This window comes from Dyadobacter beijingensis DSM 21582, assembly GCF_000382205.1.
GTDB classification, from domain to species: domain Bacteria; phylum Bacteroidota; class Bacteroidia; order Cytophagales; family Spirosomataceae; genus Dyadobacter; species Dyadobacter beijingensis.
In genome coordinates this window covers 171,882-188,214 of record NZ_KB907787.1, presented here as the reverse complement: position 1 = coordinate 188,214, position 16,333 = coordinate 171,882, and the positions used below count along the sequence as shown (strand labels likewise).

Below are 16,333 nucleotides of genomic sequence, written 5' to 3'. Positions count from 1 at the left end.
TCAGTTTGGCTGCCTTTTGTTCTTCTTGTCGAAACTGAATGTACGGGAAATGTTGAATCCGTAATGGATATCTCCTTTGCCCCAGCTACCGGCGGTTTCGCCGATAAACTGCTTCTCGATCATGCCCAGGGAATTGGTAAAATGCAGCTGAAAAACGTGGCCACCGGTTTCGATATCCACACCGAACGACATCGAATCGTGATAGGGCGCGGTAACCGTGTTTTTTTCGCGGGCGGTGTAAAAATACTCTCCGTTCAGCGACACCCGTTTCGAGAGCTTGAAACGACCGCCGATACCCAGCGCCAGCACGATTTTTTCGTCGCCCGTTATATCCGGCATGGTGCGGTACAGGTAAGTGGGTGATAATTGCAGCGATAACCGCTCCCCGAACTTCCGCGCTACCAGCACCTGGGCCGTGTAGTACAGCTTATCCTGAAACTCGCGCTCCTTGTCCACCGTAGCCACGCCCGTTCCGCCGAACAATGTGATCGAAACCGGGATATTCCGCGCGCCGGAGGTTTGTTTCAGCACTTTATATTTGGCGAAAAAATCATACACTTTCTGCGACGTGCTGCGCCCGACACCGATTTCGAGATCGTCCGTGAGCCCGTACTCGAAACCCAGCCGCATGGTCGCCTGATCGAGCCCGAAGAACTGGTAGGCACCCGAATTCAGCTTCCCGAAACGGTGCGAAATGCGGAAATCGAGGTGCTTCTTTTTCATCGTTTCCACCGACTGGCCATTCACCACCCGGGTCGATTTGAAGGTAGCAGTTACCGGGACCGTCTGTGCGCTATCCTGTTTGGAGAGCTCATTCAGCAGGTCGTCCTGTGCATATAACACTGTTGATGCAGACATCAACATCACGAGTAGGCGGAGTACTTTCATGTTTTAAACGGGTTAAGCTTTCACGGTTAAAGTGTTGCCGTCAGTAGAAACGGTCACTGTATACGTTTTGAGCGCCGAGACGGCTGGTCCGTTCGTCACGGCACCGGCAATGCTGAATGTGGAGCCGTGCGACTGGCAAAAGATATCGTTGGACGACGACCTGTATTGAACCGGGTTACCTTCGTGTGTACAGATTTTGCTCAAAGCGACATAAGCGCCCGCAGTGGTCCTTGCTACCAGTACATCCCCAGTGATAATGTAATTGCCGTTGGTTTTCAGCTTTGTATTGTTCGAATTGGCCATATCTACGGTAAAATTGATCGCCGTGCCGGTTGTTGTACCTGTTATTCCGGTACCAGATCCGCTGCCGGGGTTCGGGTCTGGGTCCGGTGTAGGATCGTCGTCACTGGAACCGCAGGCTGTCATGGCAGTGCCCAGGCACCAGTAAGCCATCAACGTTGAGGTGCTAAGCCCGAGGCTTTTCAGGAATTCGCCTCTCTTCATGTTTCCTTGGTCAATTGAGTTCATAGTGAATAAATTAATTAGTAGATATAATTCAATGATAATGTGGGCATAGTGCTCACTTGAAAACGGGGGTGTAGCGCACCGATAGCCAGAGGCCGGTAGTAATGAGGTTCACTTTTCCATAGCCGACGCGTTTGAGCGGCACCCGGATGGATGGTTCGGCAAGCAGGGATAGCTTCCGGGAAATTCTGTATTCGTAGCCGGCTGAAACGTTGGCGTGGCTGAACAAATACCAACCGGTGTTCCCCTTCCAGCCACGATATTTGATATTAGGGTCGTTTTCGTTCACGAAATAATATTTATATCGCTCGCTATTCATGTGGTAAGAGGAAAAACCACCGCTTGCAAACCAACGCGACCGCTCGCCCTGGGCGACGTCGTAGCGCAGGTTTAAAGGCACTTCCAGCACATTACAAATGCCATCCACACCTGTCATTTCAGGCGGGTAGTAATGTGGAATTTTCGGCAATTCGTAGGCATCGGCGGCGGCATAATAGTCTTTCCTGCTCCAAACAGCGCCGCTCTGCAAGTAAAACCTCGGCAAAAACGAATACTCTGCCAACAGCGAAACCGCCGTCCCCGGCTTAGAAAAATTCTTTAATCCTACCGTACTCAAATCCGGCGAATACCCGAAGCGGAATGCGACCAGCGGCTTGTCGTCGGCAGATCTGTTCGATTGCTTCGACGGGCGCGTCTCTTCGGGCTCTTCCAGTGGCGCGATCTGCACGGGTGCGAAGATTCCGGGCAGTTGCAATGCATTCCATTTCAGCCCTTCGCTGCTCAATGCGGAAGCAGAAATCAACGTGCGGCCCTGCTCGCCAGCCGTTGTCAATGGTTCGCCGGCAGATACGGGTTCCTGGCTGGTTGTTTGCGGCAGAGGCCTCTCGTTACCCGACGCATTTTTATTGGTTTTAAAAGAAAATGCCCCGTCGCCTCCTTCCACTTTTGAGCGGATCGGCTCTAAGTACACTCCGCCTGCCTTAGATCGGCTCCGGGGCAATGTTTTGCTGCTTTTGGCCGAAGCAGCATTCAAATCTGATATGGAGGAAGATTTACCAGCCTCTTTTTCACTGGCTTTCAGTTTATTCCCAATCTCTTTTTTGGTATCGGCATTCTTGATTTTTTCGGCAACAGGCTCAGCTCCAACAGCCGCAACCTCCGCAGTACCCGCTTTTTCACCTATTTTCTCAGCATGCTCACGAGGCTCCCGGACAACAGCCGCTTTGCCCGCAACACCTGGCTCCTGGCCAACAGCCTCTTTGCCCGCAACAGCTGGCTCGCCGACCACACCTGACGAATCTGGAATGGCATTCCGCAAAGCGCCCCTTCCTCCTTCCTCCGTTTCGCCACTATCCTTCACGCCAACCGTTACCTTGCCTACCGCCGCCTCTTTGCTGCCATACCACGAATACAGGGCAATTCCCGCCGGTATCAGCAGCGCCAGTATGCCCAGCGGCCACCATTTCCGCCACCATCCGGCCGGAGTTCTTCCATCCTGCTGATCGAGTCGCTTCCGCAGGTCGTTCCAGTCATCGGGTTCGTATGTCGGATCAAGCTCTTCTGATGACTTTCTGAAGAGCTTGTCCAGTTCGTCATCTGGTAACTCTATCATAATCGTCAATATTAATCTTGGATAACATCTCTCTCAACTTTTCCCTTGCACGCGACAAATTCGACTTTGACGCCCCAACCGAAATATTCAGCTGATCTGCAATTTCTTCGTGTGTATAGCCGTCTATGACCGACAAGCTGAAAACCAGCCGGTACGCGGGCGTCAGGCGCTGGATCAGTCCGACCAGCTCGTCGTGGGAAAGCTTGCTGATAACCGTTTCGTCGACGGACACCTGTTCCGCCACCTCCACGTCGTCAAAAACATCTCTGCGAACTTCCTGCCTGTAATGATCGAGGGCTGTATTAATCATGATTCTGCTCAACCAGGTTTTAAATGGCCGGCTCGCATCGAAACTTTCCAGCTTCGTGAAAACCTTTAAGAATCCGTCGTTGAGTATTTCTTTCGCCTCTTCCCGGCTGCGTGTATAGCGTAAACATATGCTCATAGCATAGCCGTAAAACTGCTTGTACAACAGCTCCTGACTGCGGCGGTTTCTTTTTAAACAGCCGTCGAGTAGTTCTTGAAGAACGGCGGAGTTATACTCGGGCATGCTATTCGCTTTTTTCAACCTATACGTGGAAACCGGAAACAGGGTTGCCTGGGGTTTGCCAATTTTTTTGCATTTAATCACCGGCAAAAGGACGAAATGCCCGTTCGTCGAAAAAATATGCCCTTTTTGCCGCCGCTACTCGTTAAATTGACCGTCTGACAGTTTCAAAATGCCTTTTGAATTATTGCTTAATTTTGTGGCCTGACTGTCAATTTTCTATCACGCCGGGTCAGCAATAGCCCGGTGTACCTAATCAAATCTAATGGCCAAAGATGAAAACAGCAAGGAGCTGACAGATAAAGACATACCTTCTCCTTTTGCGGTAAAAAAAATCAAATGGGAAGGGCTTAAAATTACGCTCGCGCTGCTGCGCTACCTGCGGCCATACCGGCTCACATTTGCGGCCGGGATGCTGTTCCTCGCATTATCGACGGGGACCTCGCTGGCATTCCCGAAGCTCGTCGGAAGCATTATCGAGGTCATCGAGGGAAAGTCGTCTTTCACGATCAATCAAATTACATTGCTACTGTTCGTAGTGCTGCTGGGGCAGGCCATCTTCTCGTTTTTCCGCATTTATTTGTTTTCAAAAGTCAGTGAGAAGGCCGTGAACAATATCCGGCTGGATGTTTTCAGCAAGATCATCACATTACCCGTGCCATTTCTCGAAGAACGCCGCGTGGGAGAGCTCACAAGCCGCATTACCTCGGATGTATCGCAGCTGGCCGGTTTGTTATCATTCACATTGGCCGAGCTATTCCGGCAGGCGGCGACGCTGATCGTCGGCATGTCCATCCTGTTTTATACCTCCTGGAAACTGACGCTTTTCATGCTGGCCACCGTGCCGGTACTGGGCGTGGCGTCGGTTTTTTTCGGGCGGCACACGCGCAGGCTCTCGCGTAAGGCGCAGGACCAGCTCGCGGCTGCGAATGTGGTCGTGGAAGAAACACTGCAATCGGTCAATGTGGTGAAGGCATTTACGAACGAGCCGCTGGAAATCAACCGGTACCGCACCATTCTCGGTCGCGTGGTGGATCTTACCCTGTATGCGGCCCGGTTCCGGGGCGGCTTTGCCTCGTTCATCATTTTCGCCATGTTCGGCGGGATCGTGGGCGTGATCTGGTACGGCGCGGCGCTCGTGCAGGCGGGCGAGTTCGGGCTGTCGGATTTGTTTACCTTCATTCTCTATACCACATTCATCGGCGCGTCGATCAGCGGAATGGGCGATTTGTACGCGCAGATAAACAGGACGGTCGGTGCTTCGGAACGCATTTTCGAAATCCTCGGCGAAACGGCCGAAGTGAGCGTGGAAGACGCACAAACGGCCGCCGCCGGTCATATCGAAGGCCGAGTTACTTACCAGGATGTGCATTTCGCTTATCCATCGCGGGCAGACTTGCCGGTGCTGAAAGGCGTATCACTGGATGTGCAGGCGGGCGAGAAAATAGCATTGGTAGGATACAGCGGCGCCGGGAAATCGACCATTGTGCAGCTGCTCATGCGTTTTTACGACCATCAATCGGGCGAAATCCTCGTCGACGGCAAGCCTGTGCGTGATTACGGCATTTCGGCATTACGGAAAAACATTGCGATCGTTCCACAGGAAGTGATGCTTTTCGGCGGGACTATTTATGAAAATATCGCTTACGGAAAGCCCTCGGCGTCCCGGGAGGCCATTATCGATGCGGCTCGTCGCGCACACGCGCTGGAATTCATCGAATCGTTCCCGGAAAGTTTTGAAACCATCGTCGGCGAAAGGGGCATTAAGCTTTCCGGCGGGCAGCGCCAGCGCATTGCCATCGCACGGGCCATTTTGAAAGACCCTAAAATCCTCATCCTCGACGAGGCCACCAGCTCGCTCGACGCGGAATCCGAAAAACTGGTGCAGATTGCACTGGACGAGCTGATGCAGAACCGCACGACGATCGTCATCGCACACCGGCTCGCCACGATCCGCAAGGTGGATATGATTTACGTCCTGCGCGACGGGCGCATTGCCGAGTCGGGCACGCACCAGGCATTGAGCACCGTGCCCAACGGCGTGTATGCCAATCTCATCAAATTACAATTTGAAACCGCTGAAAACCTTTCATGAAAAACGCTGAGCCAAATATCACCGCCTTGCGCGAATATTTTCAAACGGAAAAAAACAAAGCGGCTGCCGCGGAACAACGGGAGCATGAACGGTTCAAAAGCATTGCATTGCTGCGGCTCGCGACGTTCACCGGAATGGTGGTACTCGCGGTGATTTGGAACAAAACGGGCGTCGGTTACTGGGGCATCGGCATTCTCGTGCTGCTCGCCGTGTTCCTGATCCTCATGCGCAGGCAGCAGGATGCACGCCGCAGCAGGGATTACGAGAAAAACCTCGGCAGGATCAACGAAGACGAGCTCGCGCGGCTGAACCTCCAATTCAAACGCCCGGAAACCGGCACCGAATTCCGCGAAAGGGACCACGCCTATTCCGACGATCTCGACGTCTTCGGAGAATATTCGCTTTTCAAGCTCCTGAACCGCACCCGCACCGCCGAGGGCGCACGCCGGCTGGGCAACTGGCTCAAAAACCCTGCAAATGTCGAAGAAGTAAACCTCCGGCAGGCTGCTTCTGCCGATTTCAGCCGCCATCCTGAACGCATTCAGCAATGGGAGGCGACGGCATTGCTCCACGAACACGCGGCCAAACACGTGGGAGAGATCCAGGCGTGGTCTGCCGAAGCATTTCCCGCGCCGATGCGCTCTGCATTACCATTGCGCTGGTATCCTTTGATCACATTGTTAATTGCCATTTTGTATGCGGCGAGCGTCGTACCGGGCATTGTGCTCGTCGGCAGCCTCGCGGTGCATTTGTTCATATTAGGTCGCTACAACGAATTCGTACAGGTGCTCGCCAACCGCACGACGGCGATGGGTCAGACGCTCACCGCCTATGCCGAACTGCTGAAACTGGCGGAAACGGCACCTTACCAATCGCGTTGGTGGGCGGCGCGCAAGGAGCGGATCGATGGGTCTGCCACCGCGCTGGCGCAGCTGGGTAACTTGTTCGAGAAACTGGATTACCGTACCAATGCATATTTCGCCCTCTTCGTGGGCATTCCTACGCTTTGGGACATGCACATTCTGAACAGCCTGGAAAACTGGAAAGCGACGCATCGCGAACACCTCACCGACTGGCTCGACGTCCTTGCCGATACCGAAGCGATGAACAGTCTGGCCGGCCACGCATTGGCCAACCCGCATTATGTAGCGCCTCAGTTCAGCGATGCCGCCGAAGTAACCATAACGGCTACGGCCCTCGGCCACCCGCTGATACCGGTAGAGAAGCGCATCAGCAACGATTTCGCGATGGAAGGCACAGGCAAAACAATACTGGTTACCGGATCGAACATGTCGGGAAAAAGTACATTCCTGCGCACCATCGGCCTGAATCTCGTACTCGCGCAAACGGGCGCGGTCGTGAGCGCGGGTGCTTTCGCATGCTCGCCCGTGCGGGTGTTCAGCAGCATGCGTACGCAGGATTCGCTCGAAGAAAGTACTTCGTCGTTCTACGCCGAGCTCAAACGCCTTCGGAAACTACTCGAACTGGCGGATGAACAGGCCCATGCGCCGGTATTTTACCTGCTCGACGAGATATTGAAAGGCACGAACTCGGCCGACCGCCACAAAGGCGCCGAAGCGCTGATCCGCCAGCTGCATACCAAAAAAGCATCCGGTATGGTGTCCACCCACGACCTCGAACTCGGCGAATGGGGCGCGACTGAAAGCTACATCCACAACTTCCATTTCCGGTCGGATGTGGAGGACGGAAAGCTGCATTTCGACTACCGGCTGCACGAAGGAATATGCCGGAGTTTCAATGCATCGGAACTGATGCGAATGATGGGCATCGCGATCGGGCCGGACAAATCCCCGGTCGTACATCCATAAGGGGCATTTGCACGGTAATGCTGGGATTTACGTAACTTTACTGTTTACATTTACGTTTAGAGAACTGATCCGGCATCGGAGGCCGAACTTTTGATTTTAAAAAATTAACCCGTAACGATTACAAAACCTGAATGGAATTACAGAAAGCATTGGAAATACTGATCATGGCAGGGCAGCTTATTTTAGGCCTGTCGATCCTGGTGGGGTTACATGAGTGGGGGCATATGGCTGCCGCAAAATTGTTCGGAATGAGGGTAGAGAAATACTTTATAGGCTTTCCTCCTAAAATTTTCAGTTTTCAGAAAGGTGAAACAGAATACGGAATAGGTGCGATCCCGCTCGGCGGATTTGTCAAAATTTCCGGGATGATCGACGAGTCGATGGATACCGAAACAATGAGTCAGGAGCCGCAGCCGTGGGAATTCCGCTCGAAACCTGCCTGGCAGCGGCTGATTGTGATGCTCGGCGGTATTATCGTGAACGTGATCGTGGGTATTATCATTTTCATCGCCATCGCCTACCACGAAGGCAACCAGTTCCTTTCGATCGACGAAGTCAATAGATATGGTATCGTAGCAGGCGAGCTTGCGCAGGAAATCGGCTTGAAAACCGGCGATAAGGTGATCCGCATCAACGGCAAGCCATTCAAGGATTCCGACGACCTTATCAGCACCGACCTGTTCCTGGGCAGCAACAGCTCCTACACCGTTCTCCGGAACGGCCAGGAAGTCCAGATCGATATTCCGAACAACTTTATCGAAAAACTCTCAGATCCCGACGAGAAACGCAATTTCATTTACCCGTTGCAGCCATTCAAGGTCGCTGAGGTGATCCCCGGCATGCCGGCGGCGAAGTCGGGATTGCAGGCGGGTGACAAGATCGTGGCGCTTAATGGCAAGCCCATTCAGTTCTTCCACGAAATCCAGGAACAGCTCAGCACCCTCGCCAACAAACAGGCGTCGGTGGTCGTGGAACGTGACGGCGTGCGGAAGACGCTGGATATGAAAGTGAGCGAGGACGGTACCCTCGGTTTCTATCCTGAAATCCTGCTCAATTTCACCACCATTCAATATACGTTGGGTGAAGCGATGGCGATTGGCACGGAAAATGCGTTCAAGGTGGTGTACAACAATATCAAAGGTTTCGGTAAAATATTCCGCGGGGAAGTCTCCGCTTCCAAAGCATTAAGCGGCCCGATCGGCATTGCGCGTATGTTCGGCGGCGTTTGGGATTGGGGCCGTTTCTGGAAGCTGACCGGCCTTCTCTCGATGGTACTCGCGTTCATGAATGCACTGCCCATTCCGGCACTGGACGGGGGCCACGCCGTGATCCTTTCTTACGAGATCATTTCAGGCCGCAAGCCTTCCGACAAATTCCTCGAAAACGCACAGAAAGTGGGCATGGTGCTCCTGCTGGGCCTGATGGCATTCGCCATTTTCAACGACGTATGGAAAGCATTTTTCTGAAAAAAGGGAGGAAGGAGGAAGGGGAAGAAGGGGTTTTCTCCCGTTCCTCCCTCCTCCCCTTCCTCCTTTTCCTCCCCTTACTCCTTTCTTTCAAGCCGAAGCACGACTACCACGTTTCGGTTACACAAATGCAATACAATGCATCTTCACGTGTATTCGAAGTAAGCATCCGCATTTTCACCGACGACCTTGAAAAAGCATTGTCGCAAAGCCATTCCAAACAACGTTTTGTGATCAGGGACAATGATCAAAATGACCGCTTCGTTGAAGAATACATTCGTAAATCTTTTGTATTGACAGATAGTCAGAAAAATAATGCGGCTATCAAATACGTAGGAAAAGAACAGGAAGCGGACGCGACGTGGGTTTACCTCGAAATACCTTTTCAGGGCACTTTGAACGGCTGCAAGCTCCTTAATGTTACACTGATGGAAGCTTTTGACGATCAGGTGAATATGACCAATGTCAAATTCCAGTCCGAAAAAAAGACGTTTTTATTTAAAAAAGGCCAGACCACTCACCTCTTGTAATTACTTGGTGACCACTCATAAAATTGCATGACATAATGCGTAGTGGCACGGCTATTTTGTTTTTATAATGCCTTTCATATGAAAGTCATTATTTATATATTGGGAAAAGATTATCTGTCAATTTGACAGAATGCCTATGAAATTTGAACCTTCTGATCTATATAGCCGGCTGCTGATGTCCGACTCGGACATGGATAGCCTTGAAATCGTTCCACTTGGCGGCCCCGATGGCTCTGACGAGCCTTTTGAACTTCCCAACGAGTTAGCGATACTCCCGATCAGGCAAACGGTGCTGTTCCCCGGAATGGTTATCCCTGTTACCGTTGTGCGCCAGAAGGCGATCAGGCTTGTTAAGAAAATATACCGCAATTCCGACATCAATCAGCGTATTCTCGGTGCCGTTACGCAGGCAATCCCCAACAAGGAGGATCCCACGGCCGAGGACCTTTACAATATCGGTACCGTTGCACAGATTCTGAAAATGATCACCCTGCCCGACGGCAATGTGACGATCATCGTTCAGGGCAGGCAGCGTTTCGAGATCAAAGCGATTGTCAACGAAGAGCCCTACCTGACGGCGGAAGTACGGGCAATCGAGGATTCGTTTGTAGGACCTACCAAGAAAGAGGCTAAGGCACTGCTGCAATCCCTGCGTGACGGCGCGCATAAGATCATGCGCCTCAATCCCGAGATCCCTCAGGAAGCACGCATTGCGCTCGATAACATCGAAAGCCCGATTTTCCTCATTCATTTCCTGTCGTCGAATATCAATGTAGAGGTCGCCGACAAGCAGAAATTGCTCGAAGAGCGCAACGGCCATAAGCAGGCGACGCTTTTGCTGCAATACATGATGCGGGAAATTGAAATGCTGGAACTGAAACGCGAGATACAGACCAAGGCCAGCTCAGATATCGACCAGCAGCAGCGCGACTACTTCCTGCGCCAGCAGATTAAAGTATTGCACGACGAGCTGGGCATGGACAGCCCCGAGCGCGACCTGGACGAAATCCGTCTGAAAGCCAGCCAGAAAAAATGGGCAGGCTCGGTAAAAGCGCATTTCGACAAGGAACTGAGCAAGCTGCAACGCATTAACCCGATGGCGCCCGAATACCCGGTAACGATGAATTACCTGGAAACACTCGTGGATTTGCCGTGGGGACAGTATACCAAGGACAATTTCGACCTTGTAAGGGCGCAAAAAATCCTCGACGCCGATCATTTCGGCCTCGAAAAGGTGAAAGAACGCATTATCGAATACCTGGCGGTGCTGAAACTGAAAGGTAACCTGAAAGCACCGATCCTTTGCCTGTACGGCCCTCCGGGAGTGGGTAAAACCTCGCTTGGAAAGTCGATCGCCAAGGCGCTGAACCGGGAATATATCCGCATGGCGCTGGGTGGTGTGCACGACGAAGCCGAAATCCGCGGGCACCGCAAGACTTATATCGGCGCTATGCCTGGAAAAATCATTCAGAACATCAAAAAAGCGGGTTCCGCCAACCCGGTGTTCATTCTGGATGAAATCGACAAGGTGAGCTCCGACTACCGCGGCGATCCTTCTTCCGCATTGCTGGAAGTGCTCGACCCGGAACAAAACTCGTCGTTCACCGACAACTACCTCGAAGTAGAATATGACCTTTCGAAAGTACTGTTCGTAGCCACTGCCAACTCGCTTGATACCATTCACCCCGCCCTGCGCGACCGGATGGAGATCATCGAAATGACCGGCTACACGATCGAAGAGAAGTTGCAGATCGCAAAACGCTACCTGGTACCGAAGCAGCGCAAAGACCACGGCCTGAAAGCGACGGACGTAAAAGTGGACGATTCGGCATTGCTGAAACTGATCGAAGGCTATACCCGCGAATCGGGCGTACGTAACCTCGAACAAAAAGTAGGCACGGTGATACGGAAAATCGCAAAATCGGTAGCGATGGAGCAGGATTACCCAAAAACCGTTAAATCGGACCAGGTGGAGAAATACCTTGGTGCCGAGATCTTTGATAAAGATTTGTATCAGGGCAATGATTTCGCCGGCGTGGTAACGGGCCTTGCCTGGACTTCGGTAGGCGGTGAAATCCTGTTCATCGAAACGAGCCTCAGCCGCGGCAAAGGCGGATTGACCTTGTCGGGCCAGCTGGGCGATGTAATGAAGGAATCGGCCGTAGCCGCATTGTCATACCTCAAAGCCAACGCGGAACGCCTGGGAATCGATTACCGGATATTCAACCATTACGACCTGCACGTACACGTACCTGCGGGCGCGGTGCCCAAGGACGGGCCTAGCGCGGGCGTGACGATGGTCACTTCCATGGCTTCGATATTCACGCAGCGACGTGTGAAACCGTTCATCGCGATGACCGGCGAAATTACCCTGCGCGGAAAAGTGCTTCCGGTGGGTGGCGTGAAGGAAAAAATCCTCGCCGCGCGCCGTGCGGGCGTGAAGGAGATCATTCTTTGTGTCAAAAATCGCAAGGACGTGGAAGAGGTACCGGCGAATTACATCAAGGACCTCTCGTTCCATTATGTGGACCAGATCGATGAGGTGCTGAACATCGCCCTGCTTCCCGAGAAGGTCAACAACCCGATGAATTTCGTATTCCCCGATGAAAAGCGGGAAAGAGAAGAAAGCGGGTTCGCGACGATGACCGTTTAGTTTCAGGAAATTACTTTGAAAAAAATATGCATGAGAGGCATCCGAAAGGTGCCTCTTTTTGTTTAGGGGTTACGCTTTCCAAACGGCGTCATACAGTCGAACCATTTATTGTACCAGAAAATGTCGTTACCGCAGCTTTCCCCTCAACTGCTCGACCAGCAGCCCGAACTTCTCCACGATCACCGGAAACTTCTTGCATTGCCTGAAAAAATCATCCAGTTCGGCACCGGCGTGCTCCTGCGCGGCCTGCCCGATTATTTCGTCAACAAGGCCAATGCACAGGGTGTTTTCAACGGACGGATCGTGGTGGTGAAATCTACCAGCACCGGCGGGACCGACGCATTTTCGGAGCAGCAGAATGTATTTTCCCACAGCATCCGCGGGATCGAAAATGGCAACCAGATCGACGAGTCGGTCATCAACACGAGCATCAGCCGCACATTGGCTGCCGCTACCGAATGGGCCGACGTGCTCGAATGCGCCCATAATTCGGCACTCAATATTGTTATTTCCAACACGACGGAGGTAGGTATACAGCTTACCGACGACGATATTTTCGCCAATCCGCCGGCCTCTTTTCCCGGCAAACTGACCGCCTACCTGCTGGAACGCTACAAGGCTTACAACGGCACGCCAGAATCGGGCATGGTGATCGTGCCGACTGAACTGATCGTGGGCAACGGCCCGAAACTGAAAGCCATCGTGCTCGAACAGGCACGCCGGCACGACCTGGGCGACAGCTTCATCGAATGGATCGAAAAGCATAACCATTTTTGCAGCTCGCTCGTGGACCGCATTGTACCGGGCAAGCCGGACGCGGAGACGATCGAAGCATTGTCTCAAAAACAAGGTTTCCGCGACGATCTGCTGATCGTTTCAGAAGTGTACCGTCTCTGGGCCATCGAAGGCGGACAGCATGTGCGCGATGTGCTGAGCTTCGCTCAGGCCGACAAGGGGGTGGTCATCGAACCGAACATTGACCTTTTCCGGGAATTGAAACTGCGCTTGCTGAATGGCACCCATACGCTGTCTTCAGGGCTTGCATTCCTGCATGGCCTGGATACCGTGCGCGAGGCGATGGAAAACGCGGATACGGCACAATTTATCGAACGGCTAATGCTCAATGAGCTGGCGCCCGCCATACCGTACGATGTCGACCCCGCGCAGGCCCGGGAATTCGGTCGCCAGGTGCTCGATCGCTTCCGGAACCCGTTTATCCGCCACCAGTTGATCGACATTACGGTGCAATACACGGCGAAGATGAAAATGCGCAACATTCCCACGCTTTTGAGGCATTACGAGCAATCGGAAGAAGTACCCGCGCTGTTTGCCAAAGGATTTGCTGCATTCCTGAAATTCATGAAGCCGGTCGTGCACAAAGACGGCGCTTACTATGGCGAGCGCGACGGCCAGCCGTACTCCATCCGCTGCGATTCGGCGGCTTATTTCGATGAGAAATGGCAGAATGCGGCATCGCCGGTCGATCTGGCACAGCAGGTGCTGAGCGATGTGTCGCTTTGGGACACGGACCTTACATTGCTACCGGGTTTTGCGGATGCCGTGAAAGGCTACATGGCCGAGCCGGTCGCTACCGGGACTTCCACACTTTGAGCTGATTGTAAAGTTCCAAAGCCGATATTTTGTCGGAACTAAAATAGATCTCATCCCCGCCAGCATTTATTAAAAGGTAGGGATGAGTTTTTTTATTGATATACAATCTGACGTACCGGCCGTCATTTGTCCGGAACAATCCTTTCGAATATTCCCCGGCCGAAAAGCCGTTGGCCCGGCTGGCAATGTCGGGAATCGTATCGACGATGGTGAAATTCGTCAGCTCTTTTTTGCCGATCTTAATGCCATCCATTCCTTTGATTTCCAATGCATTATCAGTCAAAAAAACCTCGCTGCTGCGCATTCCCGAGAAGAGCATGAACCCTACTCCGAGCGTCACCACGAGCAGTATTGCCATCGCTACGTACGTCCCGACGCGCTGTCCGCTGGTTCCGGTGTAAAACCGGTTGCCGATCGCGAGCATATACACATACCCGAGCAGCGGGTACATGACGAGAAAGATCGTCGCCCAGTTGGCGCTGAACAAGTTTAGTATCAGCACACCTACCAGCAGGCTAATGCCCAAAAAGATGTGAAAACGGTTGAAAAACTTCAAATACGCCCCAATATCGAACTTGGCACGGTCGGCCTCGGACATCATATTGTACCCCGAAAGCAGGTACCGGGCGTTGTTGGGTGTTACGATAAAACCCAATGTCAAAGTGATCAACGAAAGCAATAATGCGGCGATAAGCATAATTTGTCACGGCTAAATGCCTTATAAGTTACAAAATTATGCGGGAGAAAGTCAATGGGTCAGGCGGATGGTGATCAAGTCCATCCGCCTGGCAATATGTCAGCTGTTCGCGCGGAACTCTTTCACGAGCGCGATGCTTTCGGCTACTTTTTGCTCGATCCAGGGGTAGTTACCTTCTGCAACGACGTCTTTCGGGAAGAGGTTGGAACCCAATCCTACGGCGTAAGCACCGGCACCGAACCATTCGTTAATGCTCTCTTTGGTGGGCTGCACACCGCCTGTTACCATGATTTTTACCTTTGGCATAGGCCCGCGGATGGCGCGCACGAATGCGGAGCCTACCACTTCGCCCGGGAAGAGTTTCACCACTTCCGCGCCAGCTTGCTGTGCATTGTAAATTTCGGTCAACGTGGAAACGCCGGGAATCCACGGGATGCCTGCTTTTACGCAAGCCGCGCCTACGGCCGGATTCAGACAGGGCGTCACGATGAAATCCGTGCCTGCATCAATGAACTTCTGAGCCGTTTCTGCATCGTAAATGGTGCCGATACCGAGCGAGAGGCCAGGCAGACTTTCCTTTGTATAAGCCAGCAGCTCCGTAAATACATTAAAAGCGTTATCGCCGCGGTTGGTAAACTCGAATGCGCGTGCACCTCCGCGGTAAGCGGCATTGATCACCTCTTTGGCTATTTCAATATCGGCATGATAGAACAGGGGCAATACGCCCACTTCGTTCAAAAGTATCAGTGTTGTTTCTTTATCCATGATTGTTGGCAGATGACTGCTTAGCGTTTGATTCTTCCTGAGGTCTCTCCCTGACGAATGGCTTCCACTTCTTCCACCGTCGAAATCAATGCGTCGCCTTCGATGGTATGTTTCAATGCGGATGCCGCCACGCCGAATTCGAGCGCCTTCTGCTGATCGTCGAAGCTGATAAGCCCGTGGATCAGGCCGGCGATGAATGCGTCGCCGCCACCTACGCGGTCGATGATCGGATTGATTTCTATGTCTTCCGTTTCCAGCACCTCGCTGCCGTTCCACAAAAATGCCCGGAGCAGGTTGTGCGAAGCGCTGATCGACGTTCTTTTCGTATCCACCACCGTTTTCACCTGCGGGAAAGCCTTCTGTAAATTGACGCAGGATTCGACAAAATCGTTTCCGTCAATGCCGAAAATCTCCTTGATATTGATGCTGTTGGCGATCACGATGTCCGTTCCGGCCGTGAGTTCAGGCAGAATGTCGGATGGCTTTTTACCATATTTCCACAAATTGGCGCGGTAGAAAATGTCCCCGGAAACGGTAATGTTGCGTCTGCGGGCCGCTTTAATGCCGTCGAGCAATGCGTCGGCGGCTTCCTGCGACAGGGCCGGCGTGATACCCGCCCAGTGAAACCATTTCGCGTCTTTCAGGATATTATCCCAATCCAGTTCCTTTGGATCGATCGTCGCGAGGGATGAATTGGCCCGGTCGTAGACGATCTGGCTGCCGCGCATCGCCGCGCCGGTTTCGAGAAAATAAACGGCCATCCGCGGACCGCCGTAAATGATGTGCGACGTGTCTACACCATGAAAATGCAGGTACTGAGCCGCTGCGCGTCCGATGGGCGAGTCAGGGAAACGGGTAACGTGCGCCGTGCTGTGCCCCCAATATGCCAGGGCGGTCGAAACATTCGCTTCGCCTCCGGCATACGTAACATTCATTTGACGGGCTTGTTCAAAACGGGAAAAACCAGGGGTGGAAAGCCGCATAAGGACTTCTCCGAAGGAAACAATCTGAGCCATATTTTAAGCTATTGCCCGTTTGCCAAAAAATGAGCTTCCTGACGGGCCATTGGAAAAATGATTACGGGCTAAAATTACGTATTAACATTAAAATAGCCC

13 protein-coding genes are annotated in these 16,333 nt (G+C 52.6%); 6 read left to right on the top strand and 7 right to left on the bottom strand.

The genetic code is table 11. The features are described from left to right. The 4 genes from H144_RS0108005 to H144_RS0107990 are packed head-to-tail and all read right to left on the bottom strand — an operon-like array spanning position 1 to position 3,575. On the bottom strand, positions 1 to 888 hold the full coding sequence (locus H144_RS0108005; RefSeq protein ID WP_019941535.1) for a DUF5777 family beta-barrel protein: 888 nt from the start codon (positions 886 to 888) through the stop codon (positions 1 to 3). Positions 889 to 900: 12 nt separating this feature from the next. Further along, positions 901 to 1,416: a QcrA and Rieske domain-containing protein gene (locus H144_RS0108000; RefSeq protein WP_026350505.1), complete on the bottom strand. Its 516-nt coding sequence runs from the start codon at positions 1,414 to 1,416 to the stop codon at positions 901 to 903. 52 nt (positions 1,417 to 1,468) lie between these two features. After that, complete coding sequence (locus tag H144_RS0107995) at positions 1,469 to 3,025, bottom strand: porin family protein (protein ID WP_019941533.1); 1,557 nt, start codon at positions 3,023 to 3,025, stop codon at positions 1,469 to 1,471. Continuing rightward, on the bottom strand, positions 3,006 to 3,575 hold the full coding sequence (locus H144_RS0107990; protein WP_026350504.1) for an RNA polymerase sigma factor: 570 nt from the start codon (positions 3,573 to 3,575) through the stop codon (positions 3,006 to 3,008). The genes H144_RS0107995 and H144_RS0107990 overlap by 20 nt, the downstream gene beginning before the upstream one ends. A gap of 262 nt (positions 3,576 to 3,837) precedes the next feature. Here H144_RS0107990 and H144_RS0107985 point away from each other — a divergent pair, with 262 nt between their 5' ends. The 6 genes from H144_RS0107985 (at position 3,838) to H144_RS0107960 (ending at position 13,756) form a co-directional block, all read left to right on the top strand. Then, the gene (locus tag H144_RS0107985) at positions 3,838 to 5,667 is read left to right on the top strand and encodes an ABC transporter ATP-binding protein (protein ID WP_019941531.1); all 1,830 of its coding nucleotides are present in this window, start codon (positions 3,838 to 3,840) and stop codon (positions 5,665 to 5,667) included. Beyond that, positions 5,664 to 7,496, top strand: a complete 1,833-nt coding sequence (locus tag H144_RS0107980; RefSeq protein ID WP_019941530.1) for a MutS-related protein — start codon at positions 5,664 to 5,666, stop codon at positions 7,494 to 7,496. The genes H144_RS0107985 and H144_RS0107980 overlap by 4 nt, the downstream gene beginning before the upstream one ends. A 149-nt stretch (positions 7,497 to 7,645) precedes the next feature. Continuing rightward, positions 7,646 to 8,962, top strand: a complete 1,317-nt coding sequence (gene rseP / locus H144_RS0107975; RefSeq protein ID WP_026350503.1) for an RIP metalloprotease RseP — start codon at positions 7,646 to 7,648, stop codon at positions 8,960 to 8,962. After that, positions 8,944 to 9,492 (top strand): DUF6702 family protein, encoded by a 549-nt coding sequence (locus H144_RS0107970; RefSeq protein WP_019941528.1) that lies wholly within the window; start codon positions 8,944 to 8,946, stop codon positions 9,490 to 9,492. The genes rseP and H144_RS0107970 overlap by 19 nt, the downstream gene beginning before the upstream one ends. A 136-nt stretch (positions 9,493 to 9,628) precedes the next feature. Beyond that, entirely contained in the window at positions 9,629 to 12,145 is a 2,517-nt protein-coding gene (gene lon / locus H144_RS0107965; RefSeq protein WP_026350502.1) for an endopeptidase La, read from the top strand. Positions 12,146 to 12,265: 120 nt separating this feature from the next. Beyond that, entirely contained in the window at positions 12,266 to 13,756 is a 1,491-nt protein-coding gene (locus H144_RS0107960; RefSeq protein WP_019941526.1) for a tagaturonate reductase, read from the top strand. Here H144_RS0107960 and H144_RS0107955 read toward each other — a convergent pair. From H144_RS0107955 to H144_RS0107945, 3 genes are all read right to left on the bottom strand, one after another. Beyond that, positions 13,734 to 14,453, bottom strand: coding sequence for a DUF3784 domain-containing protein (locus H144_RS0107955; RefSeq protein WP_019941525.1), 720 nt, complete (start codon positions 14,451 to 14,453; stop codon positions 13,734 to 13,736). The two genes, H144_RS0107960 and H144_RS0107955, sit on opposite strands and share 23 nt — an antisense overlap. Positions 14,454 to 14,552: 99 nt before the next feature. Continuing rightward, positions 14,553 to 15,218 (bottom strand): bifunctional 4-hydroxy-2-oxoglutarate aldolase/2-dehydro-3-deoxy-phosphogluconate aldolase, encoded by a 666-nt coding sequence (locus H144_RS0107950; protein ID WP_019941524.1) that lies wholly within the window; start codon positions 15,216 to 15,218, stop codon positions 14,553 to 14,555. Positions 15,219 to 15,238: 20 nt separating this feature from the next. Beyond that, a complete protein-coding gene (locus H144_RS0107945; protein ID WP_026350501.1) occupies positions 15,239 to 16,234 on the bottom strand; it encodes a sugar kinase in 996 nt (331 codons plus the stop codon). Between the last annotated feature and the right edge of the window lie 99 nt (positions 16,235 to 16,333).